This is a genomic window from Mesorhizobium newzealandense (assembly GCF_042682145.1).
Lineage (GTDB): Bacteria > Pseudomonadota > Alphaproteobacteria > Rhizobiales > Rhizobiaceae > Mesorhizobium > Mesorhizobium newzealandense.
Window position 1 is genome coordinate 143,395 of record NZ_JBHUGZ010000001.1, and the last position, 25,232, is coordinate 168,626.

The 25,232-nt window shown below is 63.5% G+C and carries 23 protein-coding genes; 5 read left to right on the forward strand and 18 right to left on the reverse strand.

The window, feature by feature from the left end; genetic code table 11:
- Positions 1–14: 14 nt before the first annotated feature.
- The 15 genes from ACFSOZ_RS00685 to ACFSOZ_RS00755 form a co-directional block, all read right to left on the reverse strand.
- Positions 15–1,556: a sugar ABC transporter ATP-binding protein gene (locus tag ACFSOZ_RS00685; protein ID WP_379092271.1), complete on the reverse strand. Its 1,542-nt coding sequence runs from the start codon at positions 1,554–1,556 to the stop codon at positions 15–17.
- Positions 1,553–2,209 (reverse strand): DUF2291 family protein, encoded by a 657-nt coding sequence (locus ACFSOZ_RS00690; RefSeq protein ID WP_379092274.1) that lies wholly within the window; start codon positions 2,207–2,209, stop codon positions 1,553–1,555. The genes ACFSOZ_RS00685 and ACFSOZ_RS00690 overlap by 4 nt, the downstream gene beginning before the upstream one ends.
- Positions 2,210–2,242: 33 nt before the next feature.
- Complete coding sequence (locus ACFSOZ_RS00695) at positions 2,243–3,265, reverse strand: sugar-binding transcriptional regulator (protein ID WP_379092277.1); 1,023 nt, start codon at positions 3,263–3,265, stop codon at positions 2,243–2,245.
- 426 nt (positions 3,266–3,691) lie between these two features.
- Positions 3,692–5,404 carry a glycerol-3-phosphate dehydrogenase/oxidase gene (locus ACFSOZ_RS00700; RefSeq protein ID WP_379092280.1) on the reverse strand — a complete coding sequence of 571 codons (1,713 nt, stop codon included), beginning with the start codon at positions 5,402–5,404 and terminating at the stop codon, positions 3,692–3,694.
- On the reverse strand, positions 5,401–6,177 hold the full coding sequence (locus ACFSOZ_RS00705; protein ID WP_379092283.1) for a DeoR/GlpR family DNA-binding transcription regulator: 777 nt from the start codon (positions 6,175–6,177) through the stop codon (positions 5,401–5,403). Before ACFSOZ_RS00705 ends, ACFSOZ_RS00700 begins: the two co-directional genes overlap by 4 nt.
- Positions 6,174–7,709 (reverse strand): FGGY-family carbohydrate kinase, encoded by a 1,536-nt coding sequence (locus ACFSOZ_RS00710; protein ID WP_379092286.1) that lies wholly within the window; start codon positions 7,707–7,709, stop codon positions 6,174–6,176. Before ACFSOZ_RS00710 ends, ACFSOZ_RS00705 begins: the two co-directional genes overlap by 4 nt.
- 471 nt (positions 7,710–8,180) lie before the next feature.
- A complete protein-coding gene (locus ACFSOZ_RS00715; RefSeq protein WP_379092289.1) occupies positions 8,181–8,924 on the reverse strand; it encodes an amino acid ABC transporter ATP-binding protein in 744 nt (247 codons plus the stop codon).
- Positions 8,921–9,895, reverse strand: a complete 975-nt coding sequence (locus ACFSOZ_RS00720; protein WP_379092292.1) for an amino acid ABC transporter permease — start codon at positions 9,893–9,895, stop codon at positions 8,921–8,923. The genes ACFSOZ_RS00715 and ACFSOZ_RS00720 overlap by 4 nt, the downstream gene beginning before the upstream one ends.
- A 59-nt stretch (positions 9,896–9,954) precedes the next feature.
- Positions 9,955–10,788: a transporter substrate-binding domain-containing protein gene (locus ACFSOZ_RS00725; protein WP_379092295.1), complete on the reverse strand. Its 834-nt coding sequence runs from the start codon at positions 10,786–10,788 to the stop codon at positions 9,955–9,957.
- A 160-nt stretch (positions 10,789–10,948) separates the two neighbouring features.
- Positions 10,949–11,335, reverse strand: coding sequence for a carboxymuconolactone decarboxylase family protein (locus ACFSOZ_RS00730; RefSeq protein ID WP_379092297.1), 387 nt, complete (start codon positions 11,333–11,335; stop codon positions 10,949–10,951).
- Positions 11,328–12,164, reverse strand: coding sequence for an alpha/beta fold hydrolase (locus tag ACFSOZ_RS00735; RefSeq protein WP_379092300.1), 837 nt, complete (start codon positions 12,162–12,164; stop codon positions 11,328–11,330). Before ACFSOZ_RS00735 ends, ACFSOZ_RS00730 begins: the two co-directional genes overlap by 8 nt.
- Positions 12,161–13,234, reverse strand: coding sequence for an LLM class flavin-dependent oxidoreductase (locus tag ACFSOZ_RS00740; protein WP_379092303.1), 1,074 nt, complete (start codon positions 13,232–13,234; stop codon positions 12,161–12,163). The genes ACFSOZ_RS00735 and ACFSOZ_RS00740 overlap by 4 nt, the downstream gene beginning before the upstream one ends.
- Before the next feature lie 37 nt (positions 13,235–13,271).
- Entirely contained in the window at positions 13,272–14,783 is a 1,512-nt protein-coding gene (locus ACFSOZ_RS00745) for an aldehyde dehydrogenase (protein ID WP_379092306.1), read from the reverse strand.
- A complete protein-coding gene (locus ACFSOZ_RS00750; RefSeq protein ID WP_379092309.1) occupies positions 14,780–15,772 on the reverse strand; it encodes a flavin reductase in 993 nt (330 codons plus the stop codon). The genes ACFSOZ_RS00745 and ACFSOZ_RS00750 overlap by 4 nt, the downstream gene beginning before the upstream one ends.
- A 190-nt stretch (positions 15,773–15,962) precedes the next feature.
- On the reverse strand, positions 15,963–17,768 hold the full coding sequence (locus ACFSOZ_RS00755; protein WP_379092312.1) for a helix-turn-helix domain-containing protein: 1,806 nt from the start codon (positions 17,766–17,768) through the stop codon (positions 15,963–15,965).
- 192 nt (positions 17,769–17,960) lie between these two features.
- Between ACFSOZ_RS00755 and ACFSOZ_RS00760 the strand changes: the two genes are divergently transcribed.
- Positions 17,961–18,551 carry an amino acid synthesis family protein gene (locus ACFSOZ_RS00760; RefSeq protein WP_379093781.1) on the forward strand — a complete coding sequence of 197 codons (591 nt, stop codon included), beginning with the start codon at positions 17,961–17,963 and terminating at the stop codon, positions 18,549–18,551.
- Here the strand turns inward: ACFSOZ_RS00760 and ACFSOZ_RS00765 are convergent.
- Both ACFSOZ_RS00765 and ACFSOZ_RS00770 read right to left on the reverse strand, forming a co-directional pair.
- Positions 18,548–19,534, reverse strand: coding sequence for an aldo/keto reductase (locus ACFSOZ_RS00765; protein ID WP_379092315.1), 987 nt, complete (start codon positions 19,532–19,534; stop codon positions 18,548–18,550). The two genes, ACFSOZ_RS00760 and ACFSOZ_RS00765, sit on opposite strands and share 4 nt — an antisense overlap.
- Before the next feature lie 15 nt (positions 19,535–19,549).
- Positions 19,550–19,705 (reverse strand): YjiS-like domain-containing protein, encoded by a 156-nt coding sequence (locus ACFSOZ_RS00770; protein WP_379092318.1) that lies wholly within the window; start codon positions 19,703–19,705, stop codon positions 19,550–19,552.
- Positions 19,706–19,938: 233 nt separating this feature from the next.
- Here ACFSOZ_RS00770 and ACFSOZ_RS00775 point away from each other — a divergent pair, with 233 nt between their 5' ends.
- A complete protein-coding gene (locus ACFSOZ_RS00775) occupies positions 19,939–20,808 on the forward strand; it encodes a LysR family transcriptional regulator (RefSeq protein WP_379092321.1) in 870 nt (289 codons plus the stop codon).
- Between the two features lie 31 nt (positions 20,809–20,839).
- On the opposite strand, the gene ACFSOZ_RS00780 is transcribed toward ACFSOZ_RS00775, so the two are convergent.
- Positions 20,840–21,874: an aldo/keto reductase gene (locus tag ACFSOZ_RS00780; protein ID WP_379092324.1), complete on the reverse strand. Its 1,035-nt coding sequence runs from the start codon at positions 21,872–21,874 to the stop codon at positions 20,840–20,842.
- A gap of 185 nt (positions 21,875–22,059) precedes the next feature.
- Here ACFSOZ_RS00780 and ACFSOZ_RS00785 point away from each other — a divergent pair, with 185 nt between their 5' ends.
- The 3 genes from ACFSOZ_RS00785 to ACFSOZ_RS00795 all read left to right on the forward strand — a co-directional run bounded on the left by ACFSOZ_RS00785 (position 22,060) and on the right by ACFSOZ_RS00795 (position 25,194).
- Positions 22,060–23,151, forward strand: coding sequence for a sugar ABC transporter substrate-binding protein (locus tag ACFSOZ_RS00785; protein WP_379092326.1), 1,092 nt, complete (start codon positions 22,060–22,062; stop codon positions 23,149–23,151).
- Positions 23,152–23,296: 145 nt separating this feature from the next.
- Positions 23,297–24,370, forward strand: a complete 1,074-nt coding sequence (locus ACFSOZ_RS00790) for an ABC transporter permease (protein WP_379092329.1) — start codon at positions 23,297–23,299, stop codon at positions 24,368–24,370.
- Complete coding sequence (locus ACFSOZ_RS00795; protein ID WP_379092332.1) at positions 24,367–25,194, forward strand: ATP-binding cassette domain-containing protein; 828 nt, start codon at positions 24,367–24,369, stop codon at positions 25,192–25,194. The genes ACFSOZ_RS00790 and ACFSOZ_RS00795 overlap by 4 nt, the downstream gene beginning before the upstream one ends.
- Positions 25,195–25,232 lie beyond the last annotated feature (38 nt).

Below are 25,232 nucleotides of genomic sequence, written 5' to 3' on the forward strand. Positions count from 1 at the left end.
GAAATTCGTGGTGATCAGGCGACCACGGCTTCGCCGGAGGCGGCCATGATCTGCTCTTTGGTGGCGTTGGCGCCGAACTCTGCTGAAATCCTGCCCCGGCGCATGACGACGATCCGGTGCGCGATGCTGAGGCACTCGTTGACCTCGGAAGTCGAGAAGACAACCGCCAGGCCCTGCGCGGCACGCTCGCTCAGCAAGCGGAAGACCTCGGCCTTGGCGCCGACATCGATGCCGCGGCTCGGCTCGTCGAGGAGGATGACTTTTGGGTTGGTCGTCAGCATCTTGCCGATGACCACTTTCTGCTGGTTGCCGCCGGACAGCGATCCGATCATGGCGTTGCCGCCCGCGGTCTTGACGGTCACCTTGCGGATCGAGTCTTCGACCAGCTCTCGCTCCCTGGAGCGGGACAGAAACAGCCCTTTTGCAAACGCCTCGATGCTGGCAAGCGAAAGATTGCGGCCGACGGTCATCGTCTGCACCAGCCCGTCGCGCTGGCGGTCCTCGGGGACCAGCACAAGGCCTCTGGCGATGCGCTGGGCAATGCTCAGCCCCGAGACGTCCTCGCCTTCCAGCAGCGCGCGGCCGCCCGCCATCGGCACCCGTCCGGCGACAGCCTCCAGCAATTCCGTGCGCCCGGCGCCCATCAGCCCATAGATGCAGACGATCTCGCCCGCCCTGACGTCCAGCGACAGGTGATCGACGACCGAATAGCCCGAGCCCGAAGCATCTATGACGCTGACATCCTCGATCGACAGCGCGACCTCGCCGAATTCATGGCCGGTCGGCGGCGAGCCGAGATCGAAGTTCTCGCCGACCATGTTGCGGACGATCCATTCGAGATCGATGTCCCTGGCTTCGGCCGTTGCCGTTATCGCGCCGTCGCGCAGGACAACGGCGTAATCGGTGATCTGCAGCGCCTCTTCGAGATGATGCGATATGTAGACGATGGAGACGCCGCGGCTGGTCAAATCGCGGATCACCTTGAACAGCACCTCCACCTCGGTCGCGCTGAGCGCCGATGTCGGTTCGTCCATGATGAGGATGCGCGAGTCGACCGACAGCGCCCGCGCAATCTCGACGATCTGCTGCTGGCCGAGGCGCAGATCCTCGACCAGGGTCATCGGGTCGATGTCTTCCTCGAGATCGGCCATCAGCGCGCGCGCCTGGCGCGACTCCTCGGCGAAGTCGAGGCCGGTCCTGGTGCGCAGCTCACGGCCCATGAAGATGTTGTCGCGAACGCTGAGATTCGGCGCCAGGCTGAGTTCCTGGTGGATGATCGAGATGCCGCGGTCGCGCGCGTCCGAGGACGAGGAGAAACTGACGAGATTGCCGTCGAGCACGATGTCGCCGGATGTCGGCGTGACGACACCGGACAGGATCTTCATCAGCGTCGACTTGCCGGCGCCGTTCTCTCCAAATAGCGTCGTGACCTTGCCGCGATGGATGTCGAAATTGACGCCCTTGAGCGCATGAACGCCGCCATACGACATGACGATGTTGCGCGCCGAAAGCACGGCGTCGTCTGCTGCTGGCCCGGTGTCGGCAGCCGGTTTCATTGCACCTCCAGCCTCACTGGAGTGACGAGCCAACTCTTCGGATTGACCAGCTTGAAGGCGCCGACCACCGATATGGTCTTGCCGGTCAGGGCGCTGGTATCGACCTTTGCCAGGACTTCCTTCTTCATCTCGTTGTTCAGCGCCGAGCCGGCGTCCTGGTATTCGATCTGATTGGTGAACTGGCCAAATGTGATCTTGCCGGTGGCGTCGCGCAGCTCGGTGCCGTTGATCGCCGGCCCCGTCTGCACGCGAACCTGCAACGTGTCCGGCACGCCCTCGACGGCGACCTTGTAGATGCCCGATTTTCCCTCGCCGACGACACCGCTGAACTTGACCGAGATGACCGGTCCGACGCCGGCGGGCACGCCGTATTCCTTCTCGGCCGTCGCCCTGTCCTTGGCGATCGCCGTCGCCACCGTCACCGCGTCGGCGGCGCGTGCTTCGACATCAGCCTGCACCTTGGGAAACTCCGACTTGCCATAGTCGGCCGCGGAGAAGACGGCGCTGCGAACGTCGCCCGCGGATCCGATCCTGACGACCTTGGTGTCGAGCGCCATGGCGCCGAGCAGAACCAGGACCGCGGCGGCAGCGATGGTCCGCCGCAGGCCAGGCGAGGACTGACGGGTTGGCGCCGTGGTGGCCTTCGCGCTCATGACGCAACCGCCAGCAAAGCCGATTTGCCGTTGTCACGCATTCGACGATCCTCCGTTCACATGGTGCTTCGGCGCGCCGGACGCCGCATTGGATTGGCTAAGTTCGACAAGCGCGCGGGCGGTGCATTCATCGGTGATCAGGCCGCTCAGGTAACGGCTTTCGAGCACCGCTTTGATCGCCCGCACTTTCACCTTGCCGCCGGCGACGGCGACGATCCTGCGACCTTTCAATTGGTCGCGCGGGAGCGCCAGGATTCTGTCCGACAGCGCCGTTTCCACCGGGCGCCCGTTGTCGTCGAAGAAGTGGGCGAGCAGCTCGCCGACGCCGCCATCGCGTTTGACCTCGTCGATTTCGGAATGCTCGATCATGCCGGTTGCGACCAGCGAGGCTTCCCGTTCGGCGGTCCCAATGCCGACGAACATCAGGTCGGACCGGCTTGCGAGAGCGAAGACATCGCTGATGCCGCGCTGGCCAAGCAGCACCTCACGGTCCTCGGCGGTGTTGGCGACGAAGGGCACCGGCATCACATAGGCCTGCGCGCCGGTCCGCTCGGCCAGCCGATGCATGACATCGTGCGGGTTGGCCGCGAATTTGCGCGTCACGCCGCCGAGCAGCGAGACGAAACGGATATGGGCGGCGGCGGTGCGCGTCAGATATTCAACGCTTGCGGCAAGGGTGCGGCCATGGCCGACGCCGATCAGCATGTCTTCGCCACGATCGATCTCGCGCTTCAGAAACTGCGCGCCGGCGATGCCCAGCCCCCTGAGAGGCAGGTCTTCCTGATCCAGATCCGGAACCACCTCGCAATAGTCGAGCCCGTATGCGGCGGTCAGGCGCTGCTCCAGTTCCACACACTCGGCGACGTCGCCGTCGATGAAGACCCTGACCAGACCTTCCTGGTTGGCCTTGGTGATGAGCCGATGCGCCTTCAGGCTTGTCAGGCCAAGCCGCTTGGCCACCTGGGCCTGCGTGAGACCGCCGGCATAGTGAAGCCAGGCCGCGCGCGTGGCGAGACTGGACTCATGGTCCCGGTTAGCGGTTCCGCCGGATTTCAAGCCATCTCCTCCCTGAGATGATATTATTATCTTTGTGTGCAAAAATTTTCACATCCCTGCATCGCTGTCAATCCCTCTGCGGATCGGCTTCCAAGCCACGGCGGGAATTCACAAGCCGCGCCCTCCCCGATCCCGCCCTGCCGGCGCATCGGCAGCCTCGGCCTATTAGCAGGTGGGCATGTTAGCTGATCATATGGCGATGTTAATTTAACGTCAATCGATGTTATTTAATGCCATCTCTGGCGGCAACACAAAGATCGTCGCCGCCGAATTATCCGCTAAGTGTCTGCTTTTAATCAGATATACCCAATGGGATAAAAATCCCAATCCGGCTGTGAGTTGGGACGTTTTGCGGATGCGACTGAGCCATGGGCAAACCGATCGGATTGCCTCAAGAAAGGGGCATTGGCACTATCGATGGGGCGATCAGTCCAGCCGCATCAGGTTCCTGCCTTCGAGCTCCACTACAGCGGCCTCGACTTCCTGCGCAATGCGCCCAGAGCTCCAGCCCAACGCCCGCCCGGCGATCACGGCAATCTCCTGCAGGTCCCGGCATGTCAGGGTACCGCCTATGGCGAGCGTGCTGCGGCGCAAGACGATATCGGCCAGATGTTCGACGAACTCGCTGCGAACGATGTAGTCGATCTCCGATTTGCTGTAGCCGCCGGAGTCCGGCAGATGGCCATCACCATCCGGCCCGTGCCTGGCGATCTCCAGGGCTCGGGTTCCGTAGCGCGACAGCAATTGGTCGAGACGTCGTTCCTCGCTGCCTGTTTGCGACCGCGCCCGAGCCAGCCAGTCCGTGCGCGCCGCGGCATTGGCTGGGAAGTCCTTGCCGCCGCCGATCGGCATGGATTGCGTCGTTACCTTGCGGCTGCGTTGCAGGCGATCGAGTATCGCGTTGGCGACTTCCTCGGCGAAACCGCGAAACGTCGTCCATTTGCCACCAACCAGTGAGATGACCGCGAAGGGCCTGTCCCGGTCCGGCTCGGCGACCGGGGCCGAATGGTCGCGGCTGATCAGCCCGGGCACCGACGTCTCCGACGCCGGCAGCGGCCTGATGCCGCTATAGGCATAGACGATCTGGTCGCGTTCGAACGCCATGCCCGGCAGCAGGGTCCGCACACTCTCGAGCAGATACTCGACTTCGTCCGGTTCGCAGCGAACCTCGTCCGGGTTGTCGGCCTTGATGTCGGTCGAGCCGACCAACGCCAGGCCGAGGTAATCGTAGACAAGGCAGATGCGGCCGTCATCGGCCTCGAAATAGAGCATGCGGCCGGCCAGGCTCCTCACCAGGTCGTCATGCTTCAGCAGAATGTGCGAGCCCTTGGTGCCGCCGATCATCTTCGACGGCGCGCCAAGCAAGGCGTTGACATCGTCGATCCAGGGACCGGCGGCATTCACCACCAGTTTCGGCCGCACCGAGAATGCGCCGCCGCTTTCCGGCTGAAAGGTCAGCACGCCATTGGCTGAGTTCACCAGCGCCGTGTAGTTCGTGCTGGCCGAGGCTGCATCGGCCTGCAGCCCATCGAGGATCAGTTCCAGCACCAGCCTTTCAGGATGACTTATCTTGGCATCGTAATAGGTGCCGGTGGCGACGATCGAAGGGTTGAGCGCCGGCATCTCACTGAGCGCCTGCCTCCGCCCGACCATGCGGTGGCGCGGCATGACCTGGTTTCGCGAGCCATAGAAATCGTAGATCATCAGGCCGATCTTGATCAGGATGGCGCCGCGGCTGCGCGGCGCGCTGGTCGAGCCGAACAGCGTTTGCAGCGCCGCCAGCATGCCCTTGCTCCAGGAGAAGATCGGGATAACGGTCGGCAACGGGCTGACATAGTGCGGTGCGTTCTGCAAAAGCAGGTTGCGTTCGAGCGTCGACTGCGCCACCAGCCCGAACTCGCCGGTTTCGAGATATTTCAGGCCGCCATGGATGAGCCGCGATGGTGCGGCGCTGGTGCCCGAGCCGAAATCCGCCTTGTCGACGATCAGGCAGCTGACGCCTTGCGCGCACAGGTCGCGAAACAGCCCCGCTCCGTTGATGCCGGCGCCAAGAATGACGACGTCGACCTCGCCGGTCCCGGCCATGGCGGCGAGACGCCCGGCGGCATTTTCCGCGCCTGCTCCGCCAGTTGGGCTCATGACGCCTTTGTCTCGATGACGCACAGCTTCACACCGGCCCGCTCAAGGCTCTGCGCCTGTGCGTCGCCCAGGCCCCCGGTCGTCAGCACGGCATCGAAACTGGTCAGATCGTCGAAGACATGCAGTGCGATCCTGTCGAATTTCGCATGGTCTACGAGCAGGATGCGTTTCACCGATGCCGCCATCATCGCCTGCTTGACCCGCACGACATTCGGATCCTGGATGAAGGCGGTCCTGCCGGTGATGGCCGAAGCCGAACAGATCAGCACATTGGCGCGAAGCTGCGCCACGGCGTTCTCGCAGACGATGCCGATATAGGCATTGTAGGTGCCGTGGTACTTGCCGCCGAGGCAGATGAAGTCGATGTCGTCGACATTGGTCAGCAGCGAAGCCGTCGCCACGCTGTTGGTGATGACGGTCAGCGGCTTGACGTCGAGCAGCAGCGTGGCGACGGCGTTTGCCGTCGACGAATCGTCCAGCATGACCACCTGTCCGGCTTCGACATAATCCAGTGCCGCCCGCGCCAGCGTATCCTTCTCGGCTCTGTTGACCGTCACCCGGTAGCGAAAAGCGCTTTCGTAGAGACCGGAAGGCTGAACCGTCACCGCACCGTGCAGCTTGCGCAGCACGCCCTGCTGCGCCAGCCGGTCGATATGCCGGTGAATGGTCATGCGCGATACGCCGAAATGCTCGACCAGATCGTCGATGCGTACCTGGCCGAGCTTGATCACATAGTCGGCGATCTCTTCGCGTCGTTCGTCGGCCTTGATCATGCAGTCCCCCTGGTGTCCTGCCGCGCCAGCCTTTCGATGTCAGGCCATTGCGATTTCAGCTGCTCGGCGATGCGGCAATAGAGAGAAAATCGCTCGCTGAACACAGCACTGGAGGCGGGCACCGGCTGATACTGGCGCGCCGTCATCCCGACCTGCCTGGCGCCCTGCTGAGGCGCCGCGAAGGTGCCGACCGCGGCGCCGGCACAAAGGGCGGCACCCAAGGCGGCCGCCTCATCGGTCGAGGTGATGGTGACCGGGGCGTCCAGCACGTCGGCAAACATCTGAACGAAAGCCGGATTGCGCGAACCGCCGCCGGTCAGGCGGATCTCGCGGACGGCGAAGCCCTCGCGCAAGGCTTCGACATGGGTGCGGTGATTGAAGACAATGCCTTCCAGAACCGCCTTCAGCATGTCGCCGCGATTGTGCCAGCCGTGCAGGCCGACAAAACTGCCACTGGCGACGTCACCATGGGGGGAGCCGAACAGATAGGGATGAAACAGGATGGTCGAAGGCTTCTTCAGCGCCGCGTCGATCTCGCTCGCCAGCAGTTCGTGGATAGAGCCGCCATCCGCCTCTGTCCTGTCCTGTTCCGAGCGGCAGAAGGTATCGAGAAACCAGTCGTAGTTTGCGGTCGAGGCCGGCGAGATCGCCATGTTGTTCCAGCGGCCCGCGTCGATGGCGTTGCGACAGAACCAGCGCCGGTCGACGCGCGGTTTTGAAGAGACGACTTCGTTGATGGAATAGGTCCCGGCGACGATGGCGAGCACGCCCTCCTCATGGCCGCCCATGCCAAGCGCCGAGGCGGTCACGTCGTGCAGGCCGCACGCGACGGGTGTTCCCTTGCGAAGGCCAGTCATTTCGGCGGCATCGTCGGTGACGTGACCGACGATGTCGGCCGAATGCGCCACCGGCGGCAGCGCGTCGAAAAGGTCGGCCAATCCGAAGACCTGCATCGCTTCCGGCGCGTAGGCCTGGGTGCGGTAATCGGTGAACGACGTGCTCGCCTCCGTACGATCGGTGCCGATCGTGCCGGTCAGGCAAAAGCGAAGCCAGTCCTTGCAGGCCAGCACGTGGCCGATGCGACCATAGCGATCCGGATCGTTGTGCTTGAGCCATGCCAGCAGCGCCGACGGCGCCGAGACATGTGGCGCCTGGCCCGTGCGCGCGAGCGCTTCGTCGAAGACCGTATCCGCCGACCATCTTTCGACAATCTCGCCGGCGCGGCTGTCGAGCGACAGGATGCCAGGCCCTAGCGGCCGACGATCCTTGTCGAGCAGATAGAGACCGTCGCCATGCGCGGTCGCCGCCACCGCCTTGATGTCGTCCGCCGTGCGGCCACACAGGGCGATCGCTTCCTTGATTGCATCGGCGGTCGCTTGCCAGAGGCCCGCCATGTCGCGCTCCACCCAGCGCGCATGGGGCATCGACTGCGGCACCCGGCGACGCGCCACCGACAACTGCCTGCCATCGGCATCGAAGATCACCGCCTTGGTAACCGTGAGACCGTTATCGATTCCGAGCAAACTGGGCATGATCACCGCCTCTTTCAGCAACTGGCGATGCGCACTGCACGACAATCCTGCAGGCTGGGGCAAGGGCGACAGATATAACGACAATCGAGGGGCAACGGCGATACAAAGCGGCGGGTACCTTGCGGACTGAATGAACCATATCGCGATGTTAATTTAACGTCAATATGTGAGACAATGACACCTGTGCCGTTGAAATCGAGCATGATCAAAGATGCGAAATTTTCAAACTCTATGATTCAGTTGAATTTTTTCGTCCCCGAAATATCCCATTCGGGTCGTTCATTCGATCGGCGAATGCCATTGATGGGCTCAGTTCGCCCGACAAGCTGAACTCATGAACGCTGCTGCCGGGGCCGGACGGCCAGCCAGCCGGCAGAACAGCTAGGGGCCCTTCGATTTCACCGTCGGGCGCCAAACCTGACGGCAGCTGCACAGTCGTTTGCGAGAGTGATATCAGAATCGCCGGCAGAGCTAGTGTTTTAGTATCTGGCTCAGAAACAGTTTTGTCCGGGCATGTTGGGGATTGCCGAAGAAGCTGTCCGGCTTGCCTTCCTCGACGATCTGGCCGGCATCCATGAAGATCACGCGGTCGGCCACCGCACGCGCAAAGCCCATTTCGTGGGTGACGCAAACCATGGTCATGCCATCGCGGGCAAGGCCGGTCATGGTGTCGAGGACTTCCGAGACCATTTCGGGATCGAGTGCCGACGTCGGCTCGTCGAACAGCATCACCGCCGGCTTCATGCACAGGCTGCGCGCAATCGCGACGCGCTGCTGCTGGCCGCCGGACAGCTGGACCGGGAACTTGTTCGCCTGTTCGGGGATGCGCACCCGTTCGAGGAACTGGAGGGCGGTCTTGCGCGCTTCCGCTGCCGGAACACCCTTGACCCACATCGGACCCGCCATGCAGTTCATCAGCACTGTCATGTGCGGAAACAGGTTGAAGTGCTGGAACACCATGCCGACATTGCTGCGCACATCGGCGACATTCTTCATCCCTGGGTGGAGGTGCACGCCGTTTACGGTGATGTCGCCGGCCTGATGCGCTTCGAGGCGATTGAAGCAGCGGATCAGCGTCGACTTGCCGGAACCGGACGGCCCGCAGATGACGATGCGCTCGCCCTTATGGACCGTCAGGTTGATGTCCTTCAGCGCATGGAATTTGCCATACCATTTGGATACGGCTTTGGCTTCGATGATCGGCTCAGCGCTCATCGCACCTTGCTCCTGGCATAGTGCCGTTCGATGCGGGACTGGATCAGCTCGAGGCAGATCGACAGCATCCAGTAGATGACCGAGGCCGAAATCAGCATTTCCATGTGCTGGAAGGTCTTCTGGCCGAGCGTGCGGGCGAGGAACATCAATTCCCAGACGCCGATGACCGACACCAGCGAACTGTCCTTGAGCATCGAGATGAACTGGTTGCCGGTCGGCGGAATGATCACGGGAAGCGCCTGCGGCAGGATGATCCTGCGCATGGTCAGCGAAAAGCCGAAGCCCATGGAGCGCGACGCCTCCCACTGGCCGCGATCGATGCTCTGGATGCCCGATCGGAAAATCTCGGTCATGTAGGCGCCGTAGCACAGCGACAGCGCCAGGATGCCGGCCGGCACGGCGCCGACCACGAAGCCGAGCTGCGGCAGGCCGAGATAGATCAGATAGACCTGCATCAAAAGCGGCAGGCCGCGGAAGAACGAGGTGTAGAAGCTGGCGATGGCATAGGCGAAGCCGTTGGTGGACAGCTTGGCGACCGCACCCAGGATGGCGATCAGGGAGGCGATGATGATGGAGATCGCCGAAACGTAGAGCGTCGTGACGACGCCCTGGGAAATCAGGAACGGCAGCTTTTGCCAGATGAAGGGCAGGCTGAGATGGAACGTCTCGAAGAAGGCCAGAAAGAGCAGCAGCAGCTCCGCCCAGACGATGGCGATCTGGATGCGCAGCGAAGCGAAGCCGATCAGCACGACGTTGAAGATGAAGAGAAGCGCTATGATGAAGGCAATGGCAAACCTGCCGTAGAGACCACTCTGCGAAGGTTCGCCGATGACCGGGCGCATCAATTCGCCAAAGCCGGTCGACGTCAGGTTGAAGGCAAGGAAGATCGCAAAGACGACGCCGAACATCGTCGCGACAAACCACGGCTTGTGCACGAGAATTTCGGCTTCGACAGTATCCGGATAGAGCATCGTCTGTCCCTTGGATGATTTGGCGGTCTGCCACGGCAGACCGCCAGCGAAAGTCGAGATTATTTTACGATGGAATAATCGACCCCGTACCACTTCTTGGACAGCGTGCTGAGCGTGCCGTCTGCCTTCATGGCCTTCACCGCATCGGTGATCTTGGCCGAGAATTCGGGATCGCCATGTTCGATGGCGACCGCCAGCGGTTCATAAAACACCGGATCGCCGATCTGCTTGATCGGATAGCCGGCCTTCACCGCATCGAGGATGCTGGGCAGCGACGACACGACGGCGTCGAGCCGAACGCCATCACCAATCCGCAGATCGTCGAGTGCGGTGGTGGAGTTCTCGTAGGAGTGCACCTCTTTCGGATTGAGCTTGTACTCGAAGGGCGGTGCGCCGGCGGCGTCGAGCGTCAGGTCCTTCTTGGCATAGGCCTCGAAGGTCGATGTCGTCGTCGCGCCGACGACCTTGCCGTCGAGATCGCTCAAGGACGCGGCCTTGCTGTCCTTGTGAACCGCGACGGCGGCCGGGGTGTAGTAGTAGACAGCGGGAAAATCGAAAATCTCGGCCCGCTTCTTGGTCGGCGTCATCGAGCCGACATGCATGTCCCAGCGACCGACCCAGTTGCCGGCAGTGATGATGTCCCAGCCCGGCGTCACGAACTCGACCTTGACGCCGATGCGCTTGCCGATCTCCTTGGCGACATCGACATCGAAGCCGTCCAGCTCGTTGTTGGCGTTGAGGAAGGACTGCGGCGCCCAATTGGCATCGGTGGCGACCTTGAGAGTGCCCGCCGCCACGACACGGTCCAGCACCGCGCCGGCGTGCGCGGGAAGCGCTGCGATGGCCAAGGCCAGCGAAGCCGCCAGCGTCGTCAGTTTGAGAGATGTTTTCATAAGTTCAGTTCCCCTTGTTGTTTGCTAATTTAGAGACGAGCCTTCTGGTGCCGTCTTCCGGCGAGCCAGAGGAGGTTTTTCGTGGCGGTTGCTCGGAAGGATGGTAAGCCGCGACCTCGGTCCTTGAGCTTCCGGCCAGGACGCATTCCACCTGCCCCGATCATCGCGTTTGCGCCTTCATCTCGTCGCGCACCGCGCGCGCCACGCGAAAGCTCTCGACGCCGGCCGGAACGCCGCAATAGACTGATATCTGGATCAGCGCGGCGCGGAGTTCGTCGTCGCTGAGACCGTTTCGCATCGCACCGCGGAAACGCACGCCGAATTCATGCATCCGCCCCAGCGCCGCGAGCATGCCGAGATTGAGCAGGCTGCGCTGTTTGAGGTCGAGCCCGTCGTCCGTCCAGCACGTGCCCCAGCAGTATTCGTTGAGGATCTCCTGGAACGGCCGTGAGAAGTCGTTGGCATTGCCGATCGCCCGGTCGACATAATCGTCGCCGAGAACCGTACGCCGGACCGTTTCGCCGGCTTTCTGCAAGTCGCTATCCATGGCTGGTTGCCCCCGCCTGCTGCTCAGCGTGTTCGGTCAGGAAATCCGCCATCAGGCCGGCGACCCGCGCCGGCGCTTCGACCAGGATCGAATGCCGCAATCCAGGCAGTATCTCGAGCCGCGAGCCGCGGATCTGGTCGTGCATGTGGCGCGCCATGCGCGGGTTGGATCCCTGGTCGTCCTCGCCGGTGACGATCAGCGTCGGCGCCCTGATCTGATCGAGGATGCCGCCGAAGTCGGTCTCGGCGAGCACCCTGTAGGCGGCGGCGTAGCATGCCGGATCGTTTTCGGCATCGCGGCGGCGCAACTCGGCAATCAAATCCGGATTGCGCTGCTGAAATTCCTCGGTCAGCCAGCGCGACAGCGACGCGGCATGGTGCGCACTCGGCTGGCTGGCGGCCAGGGCGGCAAGACGACCGAGAACGGCCTGGCGCTCTTCCGGCAGGCGTCCGGCGACGGTTGCCAGCAGCACGAGCCGGCGCAGCCGGTCGGGATGGGTCAGCGCGAGGCGCTGGGCGATCAGGCCGCCCAGCGAAAAGCCGGCCAGATGGAAAATTGCGAAGCCGACATGATCGGCCAAGGCCAGCGTGTCATGGACGAAGTCGTCGATCTCGTAGCGCCCCTTGATCCGCGTCGACCGGCCGTGGCCACGCAGATCTGATGTCAGCACCGTGAACTGATCCGGCAGGCGGGCGACCACGCCGCCCCACGCTTCCAGATAGGAGCCGACACCGTGAATGCAGACCAGCTTCTGCGGGCCGTTTCCGTCGACACGGTAGTTGAGCGTGACGTCGCCATGGACGAAGGAATTGGCCGCCACTGCCGTCAACGCCCCACCGCGACGGCCTTGGCACGATCCCGGGCGGCGAAATGCGGCATGACCTCGTCGACGAACAGCCGGATCGTCTTCTTCTGCAGCTCGAACGGCAGGTTGAAGGTGAGCCCAAGGCAATACTGATCGACGCCCGCGGCCTCGTAATCCTCGAGCTTCTCGATGATCTCGTCGGGCGTGCCGAACATCAGGTTCTTGCGAATGCTCTCGGGGTTGTAATTGTCCTTGCCTTTGACGCTTTCGTAAGGGACGGCTTCGGGGAAACCGTTCTTCACCGTGCCGATGTTCTGGAACAGGTTCTCGAAGGCGCGCCCGTAATCGATGGCGTGGCGGACGGCGACTTCCCATTCCCCCGGCCTTTCATAGACGCAGGTGCGGCGCTGCATCATCAGACGCGGGCGCGGCACTTCCGGGTGATCGGCGACCGCCTTGCGGAATTTTTCGCCAAGCACGGCGATTTCAGCGGCGGGCGCGGAAAGCGGTGTCGACAGGATGTTGGCGCCGATGCCGACGGCCCAGTCGAACGTGCCGGGGTCGCGCGCCGCGACCCAGATCGGCGGATGCGGCTGCTGCAGCGGCTTGGGCACGCCGGCGGCAAGTGGAAAATTCCAGTAGTGGCCCTCATGCGCGTAGTCCTCGGCCCACAATCTCTTCACCGCCGGCACCAGTTCCTTCAGATAGGCGACGCCTTCCTGCTGCGGCATGCCTTCGGCCATGCGGTCGAATTCATACTGGTAGGATCCGCGCGCGATGCCGAACTCCAGCCGGCCGCCGGTCAAATGGTCGCAAAGCGCGGCTTCGCCGGCCAGCCGGATCGGGCTCCAGTACGGCGCCACCAGCGTCGAGGTGCCAAGCCTGATCTGCTGCGTGTGCTGCGCCAGCCATGTCAGCGTCATCAGCGGATTGGGCGAAATGGTGCATTCGATCGTGTGATGCTCCGCCGTCCACAACGTCTCGAAGCCGCCCTCGTCGGCCATGCCAGCCAGTTCGAGCAGATTGTTCTTCACCGTCGCCATCGATGTCTCCGGCGAGAAGCGCTCCATGGTCAGCGACACTGCAAACTTCATGTTCTTGTCCCGTTTGATGTTTCGGCTTGGATGAAGCTCAGCGCAGGCGGATGACGAACGGGTCCTGCATGGCCCCGGAGTAATCGATGACCACGTTCTTCAGCCGCGAGAATTCCTGCATCACGTCAAAGCCGCCGCGGCGGCCGTAGCCGCTTTCCTTGAAGCCGCCATTCGCCGACATGAAGGAGGACGCGCGATAGGTGTTGATCCAGACGGTTCCGGCGTCGATGTTGCGGGCGAAGCGCAGCGCCCGGTCGATGTCCTTGGTCCAGATGCCGGAAGCCAGCCCATAGCGCGTGTCGTTGGCAAGTGCTGTCATCTCCTCTTCCGAAGAAAACGGGATGACGCCGACGACCGGTCCGAAAATCTCGTCCTGCATGAACTCCATGTCGTTGCGGGCATCGACCATGACGGTCGGTTCGAAATACCAGCCGCCGCCAAGGTCCGCCGATTGCGGCCGCCGGCCGCCGGCCGCGATCCTGGCGCCCTGGCGGACGCCCGACGCGACATAGGCTTCGACCTTGGCAAGCTGCGCCGACAGCGCCAGCGGCCCGATGTCCGTATCGTCGTTCATGGGATGGCCGACCCTGGCCCGCCTGGTGCGCTCGACCAGTGCGTCGACGAAGCGGTCATAGGCGCTGGCTTCGACAAAGCAGCGCGATCCGGCGACGCAGCTCTGGCCGGCCGCCGCGAATATGCCCGACACGACGCCGTTGACGGCATGTTCGATATCGACGTCGGCGAAGACGACGTGAGGGGATTTTCCGCCAAGCTCCATCTGGCAGGGAACCAGGTTGGCCGCCGCGTTGCTGGCAATGCGCCGGCCGGTGGCCGTGCTGCCGGTGAAGACGATCTTGGCGACGCCGGGATGACGTGTCAGCGCTTCACCGGCGCTGGCGCCGGTACCGGTCACGACATTGACGACGCCCGCCGGAAAACCGGCTTCCATGATCAGCTCGGCGAGCGCCAGCGTCGAGGCCGTGGCGTGCTCGGAAGGCTTGATGACGACGGTGTTGCCGAGCGCAAGGCACGGCGCCAGCGTTCCCGTGAGAAGCATCAGCGGCGAATTCCACGGCGTGATCATGCCGACGACGCCAAGCGGCTCGCGCAGGTTGAAGTTGAGCATGTCAAGCTTGTTGACGGGAATGGTGTCGCCCAGCAGCTTGTCGGCCATGCCGGCGAAATAGCTGTAGGAATCCGGCATGGCGCGCATCTGCGCCCGCATTTCCTTGATGAGCTTGCCATTGTCGCGCGTCTCGATCAGCGCCAGTTCGTCGGCATGCTCCAAGACGAGTTGCGCCAGCCGATGCACAAGCTTGCCGCGGTCGGTCTGGGTCATCCGCCGCCATGCCGGATCGGCAAAGGCGGCGCGTGCGGCGGCAACGGCGGCATCGACATCGGATGCGTCGGCCTCGGCCAGTTCATACCAGGGTTCGCCGGTTGTCGGATCATAGCTCGGGAGATACCGGCCGCTTTTCGGAGCGGCGAAGCTGCCGCCGATGAACAGCGTCTGGCGGGAGTTCTCGAGCGATTTGACGGTCGTTTTCATGGCTTTTCCTGTTCCGCGTCCCGGGGGCCTTGCGACCATGGCTGTGAGGTGCCTTCGATCCTGGCCAGACGGCCGCCATCGCCCGAATCCATGTAGATGCTGAAGGAATCGTCGCGCCGTTCGCGGCTGTAGCGGCGCAGCAGCGCGCGGATCTCGCCGGCTGGGATGTCCTCGTATGGAAGATCCGCCAGCGGAAAGAACCGGAACCCGGCGGGCATGGTGAAGGCGGCCGAGGCGCCGGAAAGACGTGCGCGATAGATGAGGTAGCCGGGATCGCTGTCGGCGACATCGAAGACCGAATAGAGGAACGTCTCGTCCGGCAGCAGCGTCAGCGCATCGCCGCCTTCGAGCTTGAGTTCGTTTTCCGCTTTCCGGCTCTTGGCGCTCGGCAGCACCCAGCCCCCCTTGCCGTCGGAGCGCAGCAGGATGTTGCCGTCGGCTTCGATCAGGTAGCCGACGATCATGCTGTGGGAGGCAAGCCAGCCCGGCGGCAGCGGATCCTTCACCGATGCATAGCGGCCCCGGCAGAAGCCGAGCGGCGCCGAGGGGCTGGTGCCGAACGCCTGCACCGCGCCGATGAGCACGACATGATCACCGGCATCGACGCGGTTGTGCACGGTGCAGTCGAACCAGGTCAGGCACTCGTTGAGGATCGGCGCACCGGTGTGGACACGGTCATGGCTGACGGACCCGAACTTGTCGTGAGCCTTCGAGGCGAAGACCGCCGAGACGTCGGCCTGCCCCTCGTGCAACAAATTGACGGCAAAGCAATCGGACGCGTTGAACGCCGCATAGCTCGCCGCTGCCTTGCCGACGCAAACCAGGAGAAGCGGCGGATCAAGCGAGACGGAGGTGAAGGAGTTCGCCGTCATGCCGCGCGGCGTGCCGTCGCCGTCGCGGGTGGTGATGACCGTCACGCCGGTCACGAAGGTTCCGAAGGCCCTTCTCAGGGCGATCGGATCGATCGTCGGTTGCGGGGTGGTCAGCATCTGGCCTCGTGTTCCCTTTCGGATTGCACGAAACGTTAGCCGCTCATTCGGGGCCGTTCTTCCTCCTGTTGAGAGGAACAGGCGGCGGAGACCCTGCTGTGTTTGCGAGCAAGAGGGGAACGAGCGATCCGGCCAGCAGAGGTCGTGTTCCCAAGCCGGAAACTGTCCGCTCGGCGGAGCTGGACCGATGCTATTTTTCCGTAGAGCCGCGGCTGTCGATGACCTCGCGCAAGCGAATGGCGAGTTCAAAGGCGAAGCGCCGCTCGGGCGTATCGAGATTGACGCCGAACAGTTCCTGGATGCGCGCCAGCCGGTACCGCAAGGTGGTCACGTGCAGGCCCATCGCATCGGCGCAGGCCTGGCTGCGGCAGCCCTCGCGCAGATAGGAGAACAGCGTCTCCATGTAGGGTGTTCCGTGCTGGCGGTCGTGGTCGGCGATCGCGCCGACACTGTCCTGCACGAAGCCGCGAACGTCCTCGACATCGGCGGCCGCGACCAGCATCGGCAAGGGACCGAAATCCTGGCTGGCAAAGACGCCGGTGCGGCCGAACGAGCGGCCGATGCGGATCATGCGCCGGCAGCGGTCCCATGCCGCCGGATAGTCCGAGAGTTTCACGCAGAGGCCGGACAGAACGACGAACGGCTCCTGGCCGAAATAGCGGCCCAGTTCCTCGGCGATCTTGCGCAGCAGGTTGTTGACGCGCTCCTTGTCGTCGCCGAGCTCGGGCGGGATCAGACAGACAAGGCCGTTGTCGACGACGATGATGCCTGCCGCGACCGAACTCTGCTGCAGCAGCCGGATCACGGCATGGTGCGGATCGACCGAACGTCCGGCGTTGCTTTTCGCGGCTTCAGGCAAGTCGATGACGATCATCTGCTGCGGTGACGCGAGGCCGATGCCAAGCCGCTGCGCCCGCTGCATGACGTCGGCGGCGTCGTGCCAACGATGCTCGACGACCTCCATGAACAGCTCCGTCAGCGTGCGCGTTTCGAAACGGAAGCGGATGAAGCTGCGCATCATCTGGACGCTGAGCGCGAATTTGGCGCTGTCGAGCAACAGCAGGTCGAGCTGGCTGAACGGCTGCTGCATGGTGAAGATGACCAGCGCGCCAACGGCTTCCGCGTCGACGCTCAGGGGCTCGATCTTCGCGGCAACGTGTAGACGGCGCGTGCCGTCGTCGAGAAAGAAAGTATGGGGCTCAGTCTGCGGCAGATCCACCGCCGACCGCGCGACCTTCATGATCTGCCGATGCAAGGTCGTGTTGGCGGCAAGCTGCCAGGCCGCGTCGTCGAAATGCTTCTCGCTCGGCGAGCGGCTGGCAACGATCAGGTTCGCCGTGAAATCGACCACGACCACCGGGTTGGGGACAAGCGCGCTGATCTTGCCGGCAAGCGAGGAAACCGAGCTTTCCGCCAAGGCCTGCTGCAGCAGCGACGTATGGGCCTGCAGAGCCTGCTGGAGCCGTTCCGCCGCGCGCTTTTCCGCACGCAGCTTGTGCTGTTTCTCGACCGCGATCTCGCCGAGATGGACGATCATGCCTATGAAGGCGAGATCGTCAGCCGTGACGTCCATGATCTCGCGCGAGACGACGCTGAGCACCATCGGCCGTCCGTCCTCGTCGACGCAGTTCATCGGCATCACGAGAACGCTGCGGTAGTCGCGTTCGAAAGCCTCGCGGCGATAGCCGGAAAATTCCTCCGAGACACGCGCATCGCGGATATAGACCGGCTCGTTGCGCTGCAGGGCGATGATCGACGGGCTGGTGGCGAGTTCCCAGCGGTCGGGCAGCGGACGCTGGATCAAGGTCGGATCGTGACGAACGATGACATAGGCGTGGCCATGCGGTGCGTCGATGCTCATGATCGAGCCCATCGTCCACTTGGCGTGCCGGCAGGCGGCCAACACCAGATCGCGCAGCACCGTGCTGAGGTCGCCGCCGGAGTTGATCAGGCTGGCGGCATCCCGCAAGGACAGGATTTGCGACTGGTGGTTCACATTCCGATCCTGTTGGCCGATCTGTTCCTGCTGTTCCATCGAGGTCGGATATAAGCAATTCGCAGCCTTGCGAAGCTACACTGCTTCCGACAGCGAGACATCCAGATTTTCCTCCGAAGCGGAGGAAGACGCATGACCAGACGCTTCCTAGCCTGACGTTAGAATTCTGCGCAGGAAAGGCCGTTGAAGCGAATGGAAATCAGGAAAATCTGCACCTTCATCGAAGAGGTTCTGATCGAAGGCGGAAAGGCGGCCGGCAAGCCAGTCACCATCATCGTCGTCGCGGCGGTGTTGAAGAACCCGTGGGCCGGGCGCGGCTTCGTCGAAAACCTTCGCCCCGAGATCCTCGACGTCGCCCCCAGGGTCGGCGCCGAACTCACGCAGCGGCTGATTGCCCTGATGCCGCCGGGCGAGATCGAATCCTACGGCAAGGCCGCAGCGGTCGGCGTCAACGGCGAGATCGAACACGCCTCGGCGCTTATCCACACGCTGCGGTTCGGCAATCTGTTCCGAGACGCCGTTGGCGGCACCACCTATCTCGAATTCTGCAACACCCGAAACGCTGCCGGGGCGCTGATGTCACTGCCGATGATGCACAAGAGCGAGAACGGCAGGCGTTCGCATTTCCTCACCGCAAATTTCCAGATCGCCGACGCGCCGGGTGCCGACGAGGTGCTGGTTGCCATTGGCGCAGCCAATGGCGGGCGGGTGCACGCCCGGATCGCCGACAGGTTTCAGGATGTTGCGGAAATGGAAGCGGAGAATGGCTCCTCGCGGTCTTAGCAAGCGGTCTCGGCACTGTTCAGCACGGCGTCGATCTCGGTCATCACCGCTGCCGGCAGCGGCCCTTTTTCCAGCGCACCGAGATTGTCCTCGACCTGCTCGGGCCGCGTGAAGCCGGGCACCGGCAAGGCGATCGCCGATTTGGCGAGGATCCAGCCGAGCGCGCCCTGCGCAAGCGTGCGTCCGCCAGAGGTGAGCAGGTCACGGATTGCCGCGAGCCTTGACAGATATTGCGGGTTGGCGGCGCCATCCCTGAAAAACACCATCCATTCGGCATTCCCGCCGCGCACGTCATCGGCAGGCAGCTTCATGGCCGGCGTGTATTTGCCGGTGAGCAGCCCCATTGCCAACGGCAGCCGGCTGAACGAGACGATGTTCTCGCGCGCCGCAACGGCCATCAGCTCGTTCGCCGGGGTAAACACATTGAAGTCGTTCTCCACGGCGACGAAACCGTCGCGCGCCGCGTAGGCGGCAAGCCGATCGCGGTGATCGGTGCTCCAGCCGAAGCCGCCGATCTTGCCCTCCTGATGCAGTTGGCCGAGCGTATCGAACGCCTCGCCGGCGCGCTCGATCGGATACTCGTTGATATGCAGCAGCGCGACGTCGATACAATCGCGCTGCAGGCGCTGCCGCGACTTGTCGATCGATGTCCGGATCGCCGCGGCAGAGGCATCCTCGGGAGCGATCTTGCGCGTTTCGGGATCGCCGAAATAGCCGACCTTGGTGACGATGACAGCCTCGTCCCTGCCCTTCAACGCCCGCCCGAGGATCAGTTCGGCATTGCCGGCGCCGTAGGCGGCAGCCGTGTCGAACACCCGCGCGCCGATGTCATAGGCCATCGCCAGCGCGGCTTGCGACCTGATGTCGTCGACCTCGCCATAGATGGTCGCCGCATCCCCCCAGCGCGCGGCGCCGCCCGCCGCCCAGGTGCCGATTCCGATGCGCGGCACCGAGCGGCCATCCCAAAGCTCCATCATCTGCATGCCGCCTCCATGGTCTCAACGACGCAGGCTGGCGTGGCGGGCACGCTTGCGGATCTCTTCGCGAGAAATGCCGGCATCCGCCAGCGTGCTGTCCGGGACATGCCTCAAGCTCGCAAGTGTCTGGCGATAGGCACGCCAGCAGGCGAAGCGGCGGCGAAGTTCATCCAACATGATCGTCTCCTTTGGCGCGCAGAAGGCCCGCGCCTGGGTTGGTCGAAAGCGCAAAGCATCTGCACAAAGCACAGGCGCGATCGAAAGGATTGCACTGGCTTCCTGGCCAGCCGAGGCGCTTGTCACCGTTCCGCCAGGCAGGATCGTCCAACGTCTCCAAGGCCTGCATACTTGCGCGTGATGCCCGCTTCGCGCTACAGCCACGGTCGCAAGGAGTTTTTCATTTCTGCAAAATGGATATCGACTGGGACGATCTGCGGTTGTTTCTCGACGTTGCGCGGCTGGGTGGCCTGAGCGCGGCGACGGGAACCACGCGGCTCAGCGCTGCCACCCTTGGACGACGCGTCACCGCGCTCGAAAAGCAGATCGGCGAACCGCTGTTCGTGCGTCAGCAGACCGGCTACCGGCTGACCCCGGTCGGTGAAGAACTGCTGCGGCGCGCCGAAGACGTCGAGGCAGCAATGCAGTCGCTGACCCGCTGGCGCGAGGGAAGCCTGCCCGACCGCATTGTCCGCGTCTCGGCCGGGCCATGGACCTCGGCCTTCGTTTCCGCCCATATCGGCGAGATCTGGACGGTCGATGACGGCATAAGGGTGGAGTTCGTCACCACCACCGACAGGGTCGACATCGGACGCCGTGCCGCCGACATCGGCATCCGCAGCGAGCGCCCGACCGAGCAGTGGCTGGCCGGCCGTCAGAGCGGCAAGGTCGCCCACGCCATCTATTCCGGACGCCACCTGATCAACGGCATCGCCGCCGGCTTGTTCGTCGGCGTCACCGGCGAAGGCGCAAACATTGCTTCGGCGCGCTGGCTGCAAGCCCATCACGGCGACCGCATCGCCGTGCGCGGCAACAACAGCCATTCGGTGCGCGAACTGGTGGCCGCCGGCGCCGGCCTTTCGATCTTTCCGTGCTTCGTCGGTGACAGCGATCCGCGGCTGGTTCGCGTCGCCCAGCCCATCCCCGAACTCGAAACCGACCAATGGATCGTCACCCATCACGAGGAACGTCACTCGCCGCCGGTGCGAAAAGTCGCCGACCGGATTGCCGCCTTGATGCGGGCGCACCAGCCGCTGTTTCGCGGCGAGACGCCGATCCGGTAAGCCTCAGGCGCCGATCGGCCGCCAGTTGCCCTCACGCTCCAGGTACGGGTGCATCGATTTCAATCAGCCGGGCGTCCTTGAGTTCGGACCACAGGGCCGTGGGAATATCCTCGCGCAGATAGGCCAGGTTCTGCTTCAACTCCTCGACCGAACGGGCGCCCGGAATGACACTCGAGACGACGGGATGGCCGAGCGGGAACTGAAGCGCGGCCGCCGGCAGCGAAACCTTGTGACGGATGCAGATCGCCTCGATGCGGCGGACACGCTCAAGCACCGGCTCCGGCGCCAGCCTGGTGTTGAAGGTCGCGCCCTTGACGGCGCCCGTGGCCAGGATGCCCGAATTGTAGGGCCCGCCGATGATGATCCTGGTGCCGCGCTGTTCGCACAGCGGCAGCAAGGCCGCCAGCGGCTCCTGCTCGAGCAAGGTATAGCGGCCGGCAAGCAGGAAATAGTCGAACGCGCCCGCCACGACGAAGTCTGACAGCATCTGCCATTGGTTGATGCCGACTCCGACCGCCTTGATGACGCCTTGCGAACGCAAATCGTCGAGCGCCGGATAGGCGCCGTCCATGGCTTCCCTGAAGCGGCTTCTGGCATAGGGATCCTCGCCGGGGCCGAAATGAATGGCCTCATCGGGATCGTGGATGGAGACCATGTCGACATAGTCGGTGTCGAGGCGCTTCAGCGTTCCTTCGAGCGAGCGCATCACGGCATCGCGCGAATAGTCGAACTCGGCACGGAAGGAACCGGGCTGGTCCCACAGCGCCGGCTGAAGGTCCTCGGGCGGGATCGGCACGAGGTCGTAACCGATCTTCGACGAGATGACGATGTCGGCGCGCGGCAGCGACTTGATCGCCAGCCCAAGCCGGGCCTCGCTGACGCCAAAGCCATAGACCGGCGCGGTATCGAAATAGCGGATGCCATTGTCATAGGCCGCATGCACCGTCTTGACCGCGGCGTCGGTGTCGACGGCGCGGTACATGTTGCCCAGCCCGGTGCCGCCGAGCCCGATCGTCGTCACCTTCAGGCCGTTCTTCGCGACAGCCCTGAATTCGATTTCAGCCATTTTCTCTTCCTGTAATCCCTGTCCATCGTGCCGGCCAAGCGGCAGCCTTTCCGCACCGTGTTGCGATCGCAAAAAGCCCGTCGTGAAACCGGTGTCGAAAAAGCATTGACACAAAAGTTGTCATATAACAATGTAACCAGATGACAAATGTGGGCAAGCCCGCAAAACGAAGAGGGAGGAACCAAGTGGACGAAGAAACGAAGAATCAGATGCAGATGGTGAATGCCGCCATCAGCCGGCGGAGTGCTTTCGCACTGGCCGGCAAACTCGGTCTCGGTGTCGCCGGCCTTGCCAGCGGATTGGCAGGTGCAGGACTGGCCGGCGGTATCAGCGCCGCCAAGGCGGCGGACTCATCGGCCGGCCTGCCGAAGAAGCCCTATAAGTTCCACTTCGTCTGCCATGTGACGCTGGACCAGTTCTTCACCCCGACGGTCTACGGAATTCAGGACGCCTGCGCCGCCTTCGGGTGCAGCTACCAGTGGACGGGTTCGCAGAAGAACGTCGTCTCCGAGATGGTCAGCGCCATGCAGACCGCGATCGCGCAGAAATCGGACGGCATTGCCGTCTGCCTGGTCGATCCGACGGCCTTCGACGCGGCCGCCGACATGGCCGCCCAGGCCGGCATTCCGGTCGTCGCCTTCAACGCCGACGTGCCGGTCGGCAGTCCCAACAAGCGGCTGTCCTATGTTGGCCAGCCGCTCTATCAGTCGGGCTACAACTCGGCGCTGAAGTGGCTGAAGCTGATCCCCAAGGGCGGCCACGTCATGCTGTCGATCGGCGTTCCCGGCTCGCTCAACACGCAGCCGCGCCTCGATGGCTACATCCAGGCGATCAAGGACAGCGGCAGCGGCGTTACCTACGATGTCGTCAACACCGGCCCCGATCCGGCAACGGAAATCTCGCGCGTCGAGAGCTACTATCTCAGCCACAAGGACGTGAAGGGCATGTTCGGCACCGGCGGTTCCGACACCTATGCCTGCGGCTTCATCTCCAACAAATATGGCCTGGTGAAAGCCGGCGGCGCGGTGGCCGGCTTCGATCTGTTCCCGCAGACGCTGGACTTCATCAAGTCGGGCGACGTCAACTTCACCACCGACCAGCAGGCCTATCTGCAGGGCTTCCTGCCGGTCCAGCAGATGTATCTCTACAAGCTGTCGGGCGGTCTCGTCGGCCCGGCCAACAGCGACACCAGCCAGGCCTATGTGACCAAGGACAATGTCGACGCCTATGTCGGCAAGTCCCGCTTCGAAGGCCGCAGCGACGTCGAGCCGACCTGACACTGTTCAGCCAAGCGAAACGCCTGCCCTCGCCACGTCATTTTCCGATGACGGGGCGGGGACACCGTCGGCTGCACGCCATGCAATCGGCTCGCCCGCCGCCGATCCGTCCCTTCGCCCAGAATTCGAAAACAGGAAGACAAGAGTGCCGTCAATCGAACCCTTAAAAGCCGGGAAGAGCGCCGTTGGCGTCAAGATCCCGCAGACGATGACGGAAAGGCTGCTCATCCTGCTTTCCCGCTATCGCGAGGCCAGCATCGCCGTCGTCGCCATCGTGCTGGTCATCTATTTCCAGGTCGGCAGCGATGGCGGATTCCTGTCGCCGCAATTCATGAGCGTCGTGCTGCGCGACACCGGCCGGCTCGGCCTGATCGCCGCCGCCGAGGTCATGCTGATGATCACCGGCGAGATCGATCTTTCGCTGAGCGCCATCTTCTCGATCGCGCCCTATGTCATGGCGCTGTTGTCGGTCACCTGGGGCGTGCCGCTGGCGGTCGGTGCGGTGATCGGCGTGTTGATCGGTGTGCTGGTCGGCGCCATCAACGGCATCATCACGGTGCGTTTCCGCGTACCGTCGCTGATCACAACGGTCGGCATGCTGTTCTTCCTGCAAGGCATCGTCGTCTCGATCTACAACAGCCAGCCGATCGTGGCGCCGGTCGAACAGCCCTTCAACGCGATCTTCGGGCAGAGCCTCTACCAGCCGTCGGATGGTCTGTTGTCCTGGCATGGCGTGACCGCCTTCACGCCCTTCCTGTGGACGGTGCTGATCGTGCTGGCGCTGGCGCTGGCGCTGAACCGCACCACCTTCGGCCTGCACACGATCGCGACGGGAAGCAACATCATCGGCGCCCGCGAGATCGGCGTGCGCACCGACCGGATGAAGATCTACAACTTCATGATCGCCGGCGGCTGCGCGGCGTTCGCCGGCATCATCAACACGGCCCAGTTCACATCCGCCGACCCGCAGGCCGGCAGCCCGTTCCTTACCTTGCAGGCGATCGCGGCCGCGGTCATCGGCGGCACCTCGCTGCTGGGCGGCTCCGGCACCGTCATCGGCGCGCTGATCGGCGCGTTCGTGGTCGCCTCGCTCAACAACGGCCTGGTGATGATCGGCGCCCAGGCTACCGTTTCCGACATCTATCTGGGCGCCGCCATCATCGCAGCGATGATCCTGAGCATCCAGGTCGACCGGCTGCGCACAAGGAGGCGCCTATGAACACGCAGACCATTCCACCGCTCGCAGCCGACGCGCCCGTGGTGCTGGAAATGTCCAACATCTCCAAGAGTTTCGGCGCCGTCACAGCACTTGTCGACGTCTCGATCAAGCTGCGCCAGGGCGAGGTCCTGGCCCTGGTCGGCGACAATGGCGCGGGCAAGTCGACGCTGATCAAGATCCTGTCCGGCTTTCACCAGCCCGACACCGGGACGATCGTCTCGCAAGGCAAGGAGGTGCGTTTCGCCTCGCCGCGCGATGCGCGCGCCCAGGGCATCGAGACCGTCTACCAGGACCTCGCGCTGATCGGCGACCTCAGCGTCTTCCACAACATGTTCCTCGGCCGCGAATACCATAAGCGCATTCTGGGACTGAACCTGCTCGACAACAGGAAGATGCGCGAACAGGCGCAGATCTACCTCGACACGCTGGGCATCTCGATCCCCAGCGTCAACAGCACGGTCGATCTTCTGTCAGGCGGACAGCGCCAGTGCATCGCCGTTGCCCGCTCGATCTATTCGTCGCCCAGGATCCTGGTCCTCGACGAGCCACTGGCGGCCCTCGGCGTACGCGAAAGCGCGCATGTCCTGGGTCTGATCCAGAACCTGCGCCAGCAGCGTCAGGTCTCGGTGATCCTGATCGTGCACAATTACAACCAGATCTTCGAAGTCTGCGACCGCATCAACTTCCTGCATTCTGGCGAGGTCGCGCTGGACGCGTCCACGACCGACACCAGCGAGGAGGAATTGATCCGCATCGTCAAGTCGGGCCTCGGCCGCAAGGCGATCGACGCCGCCGCGGCCGAAGTCCGGCCGGGCATCCTATGAGCCCACCCAACGCCACGGCCGCAAAAACCATTGCCGGC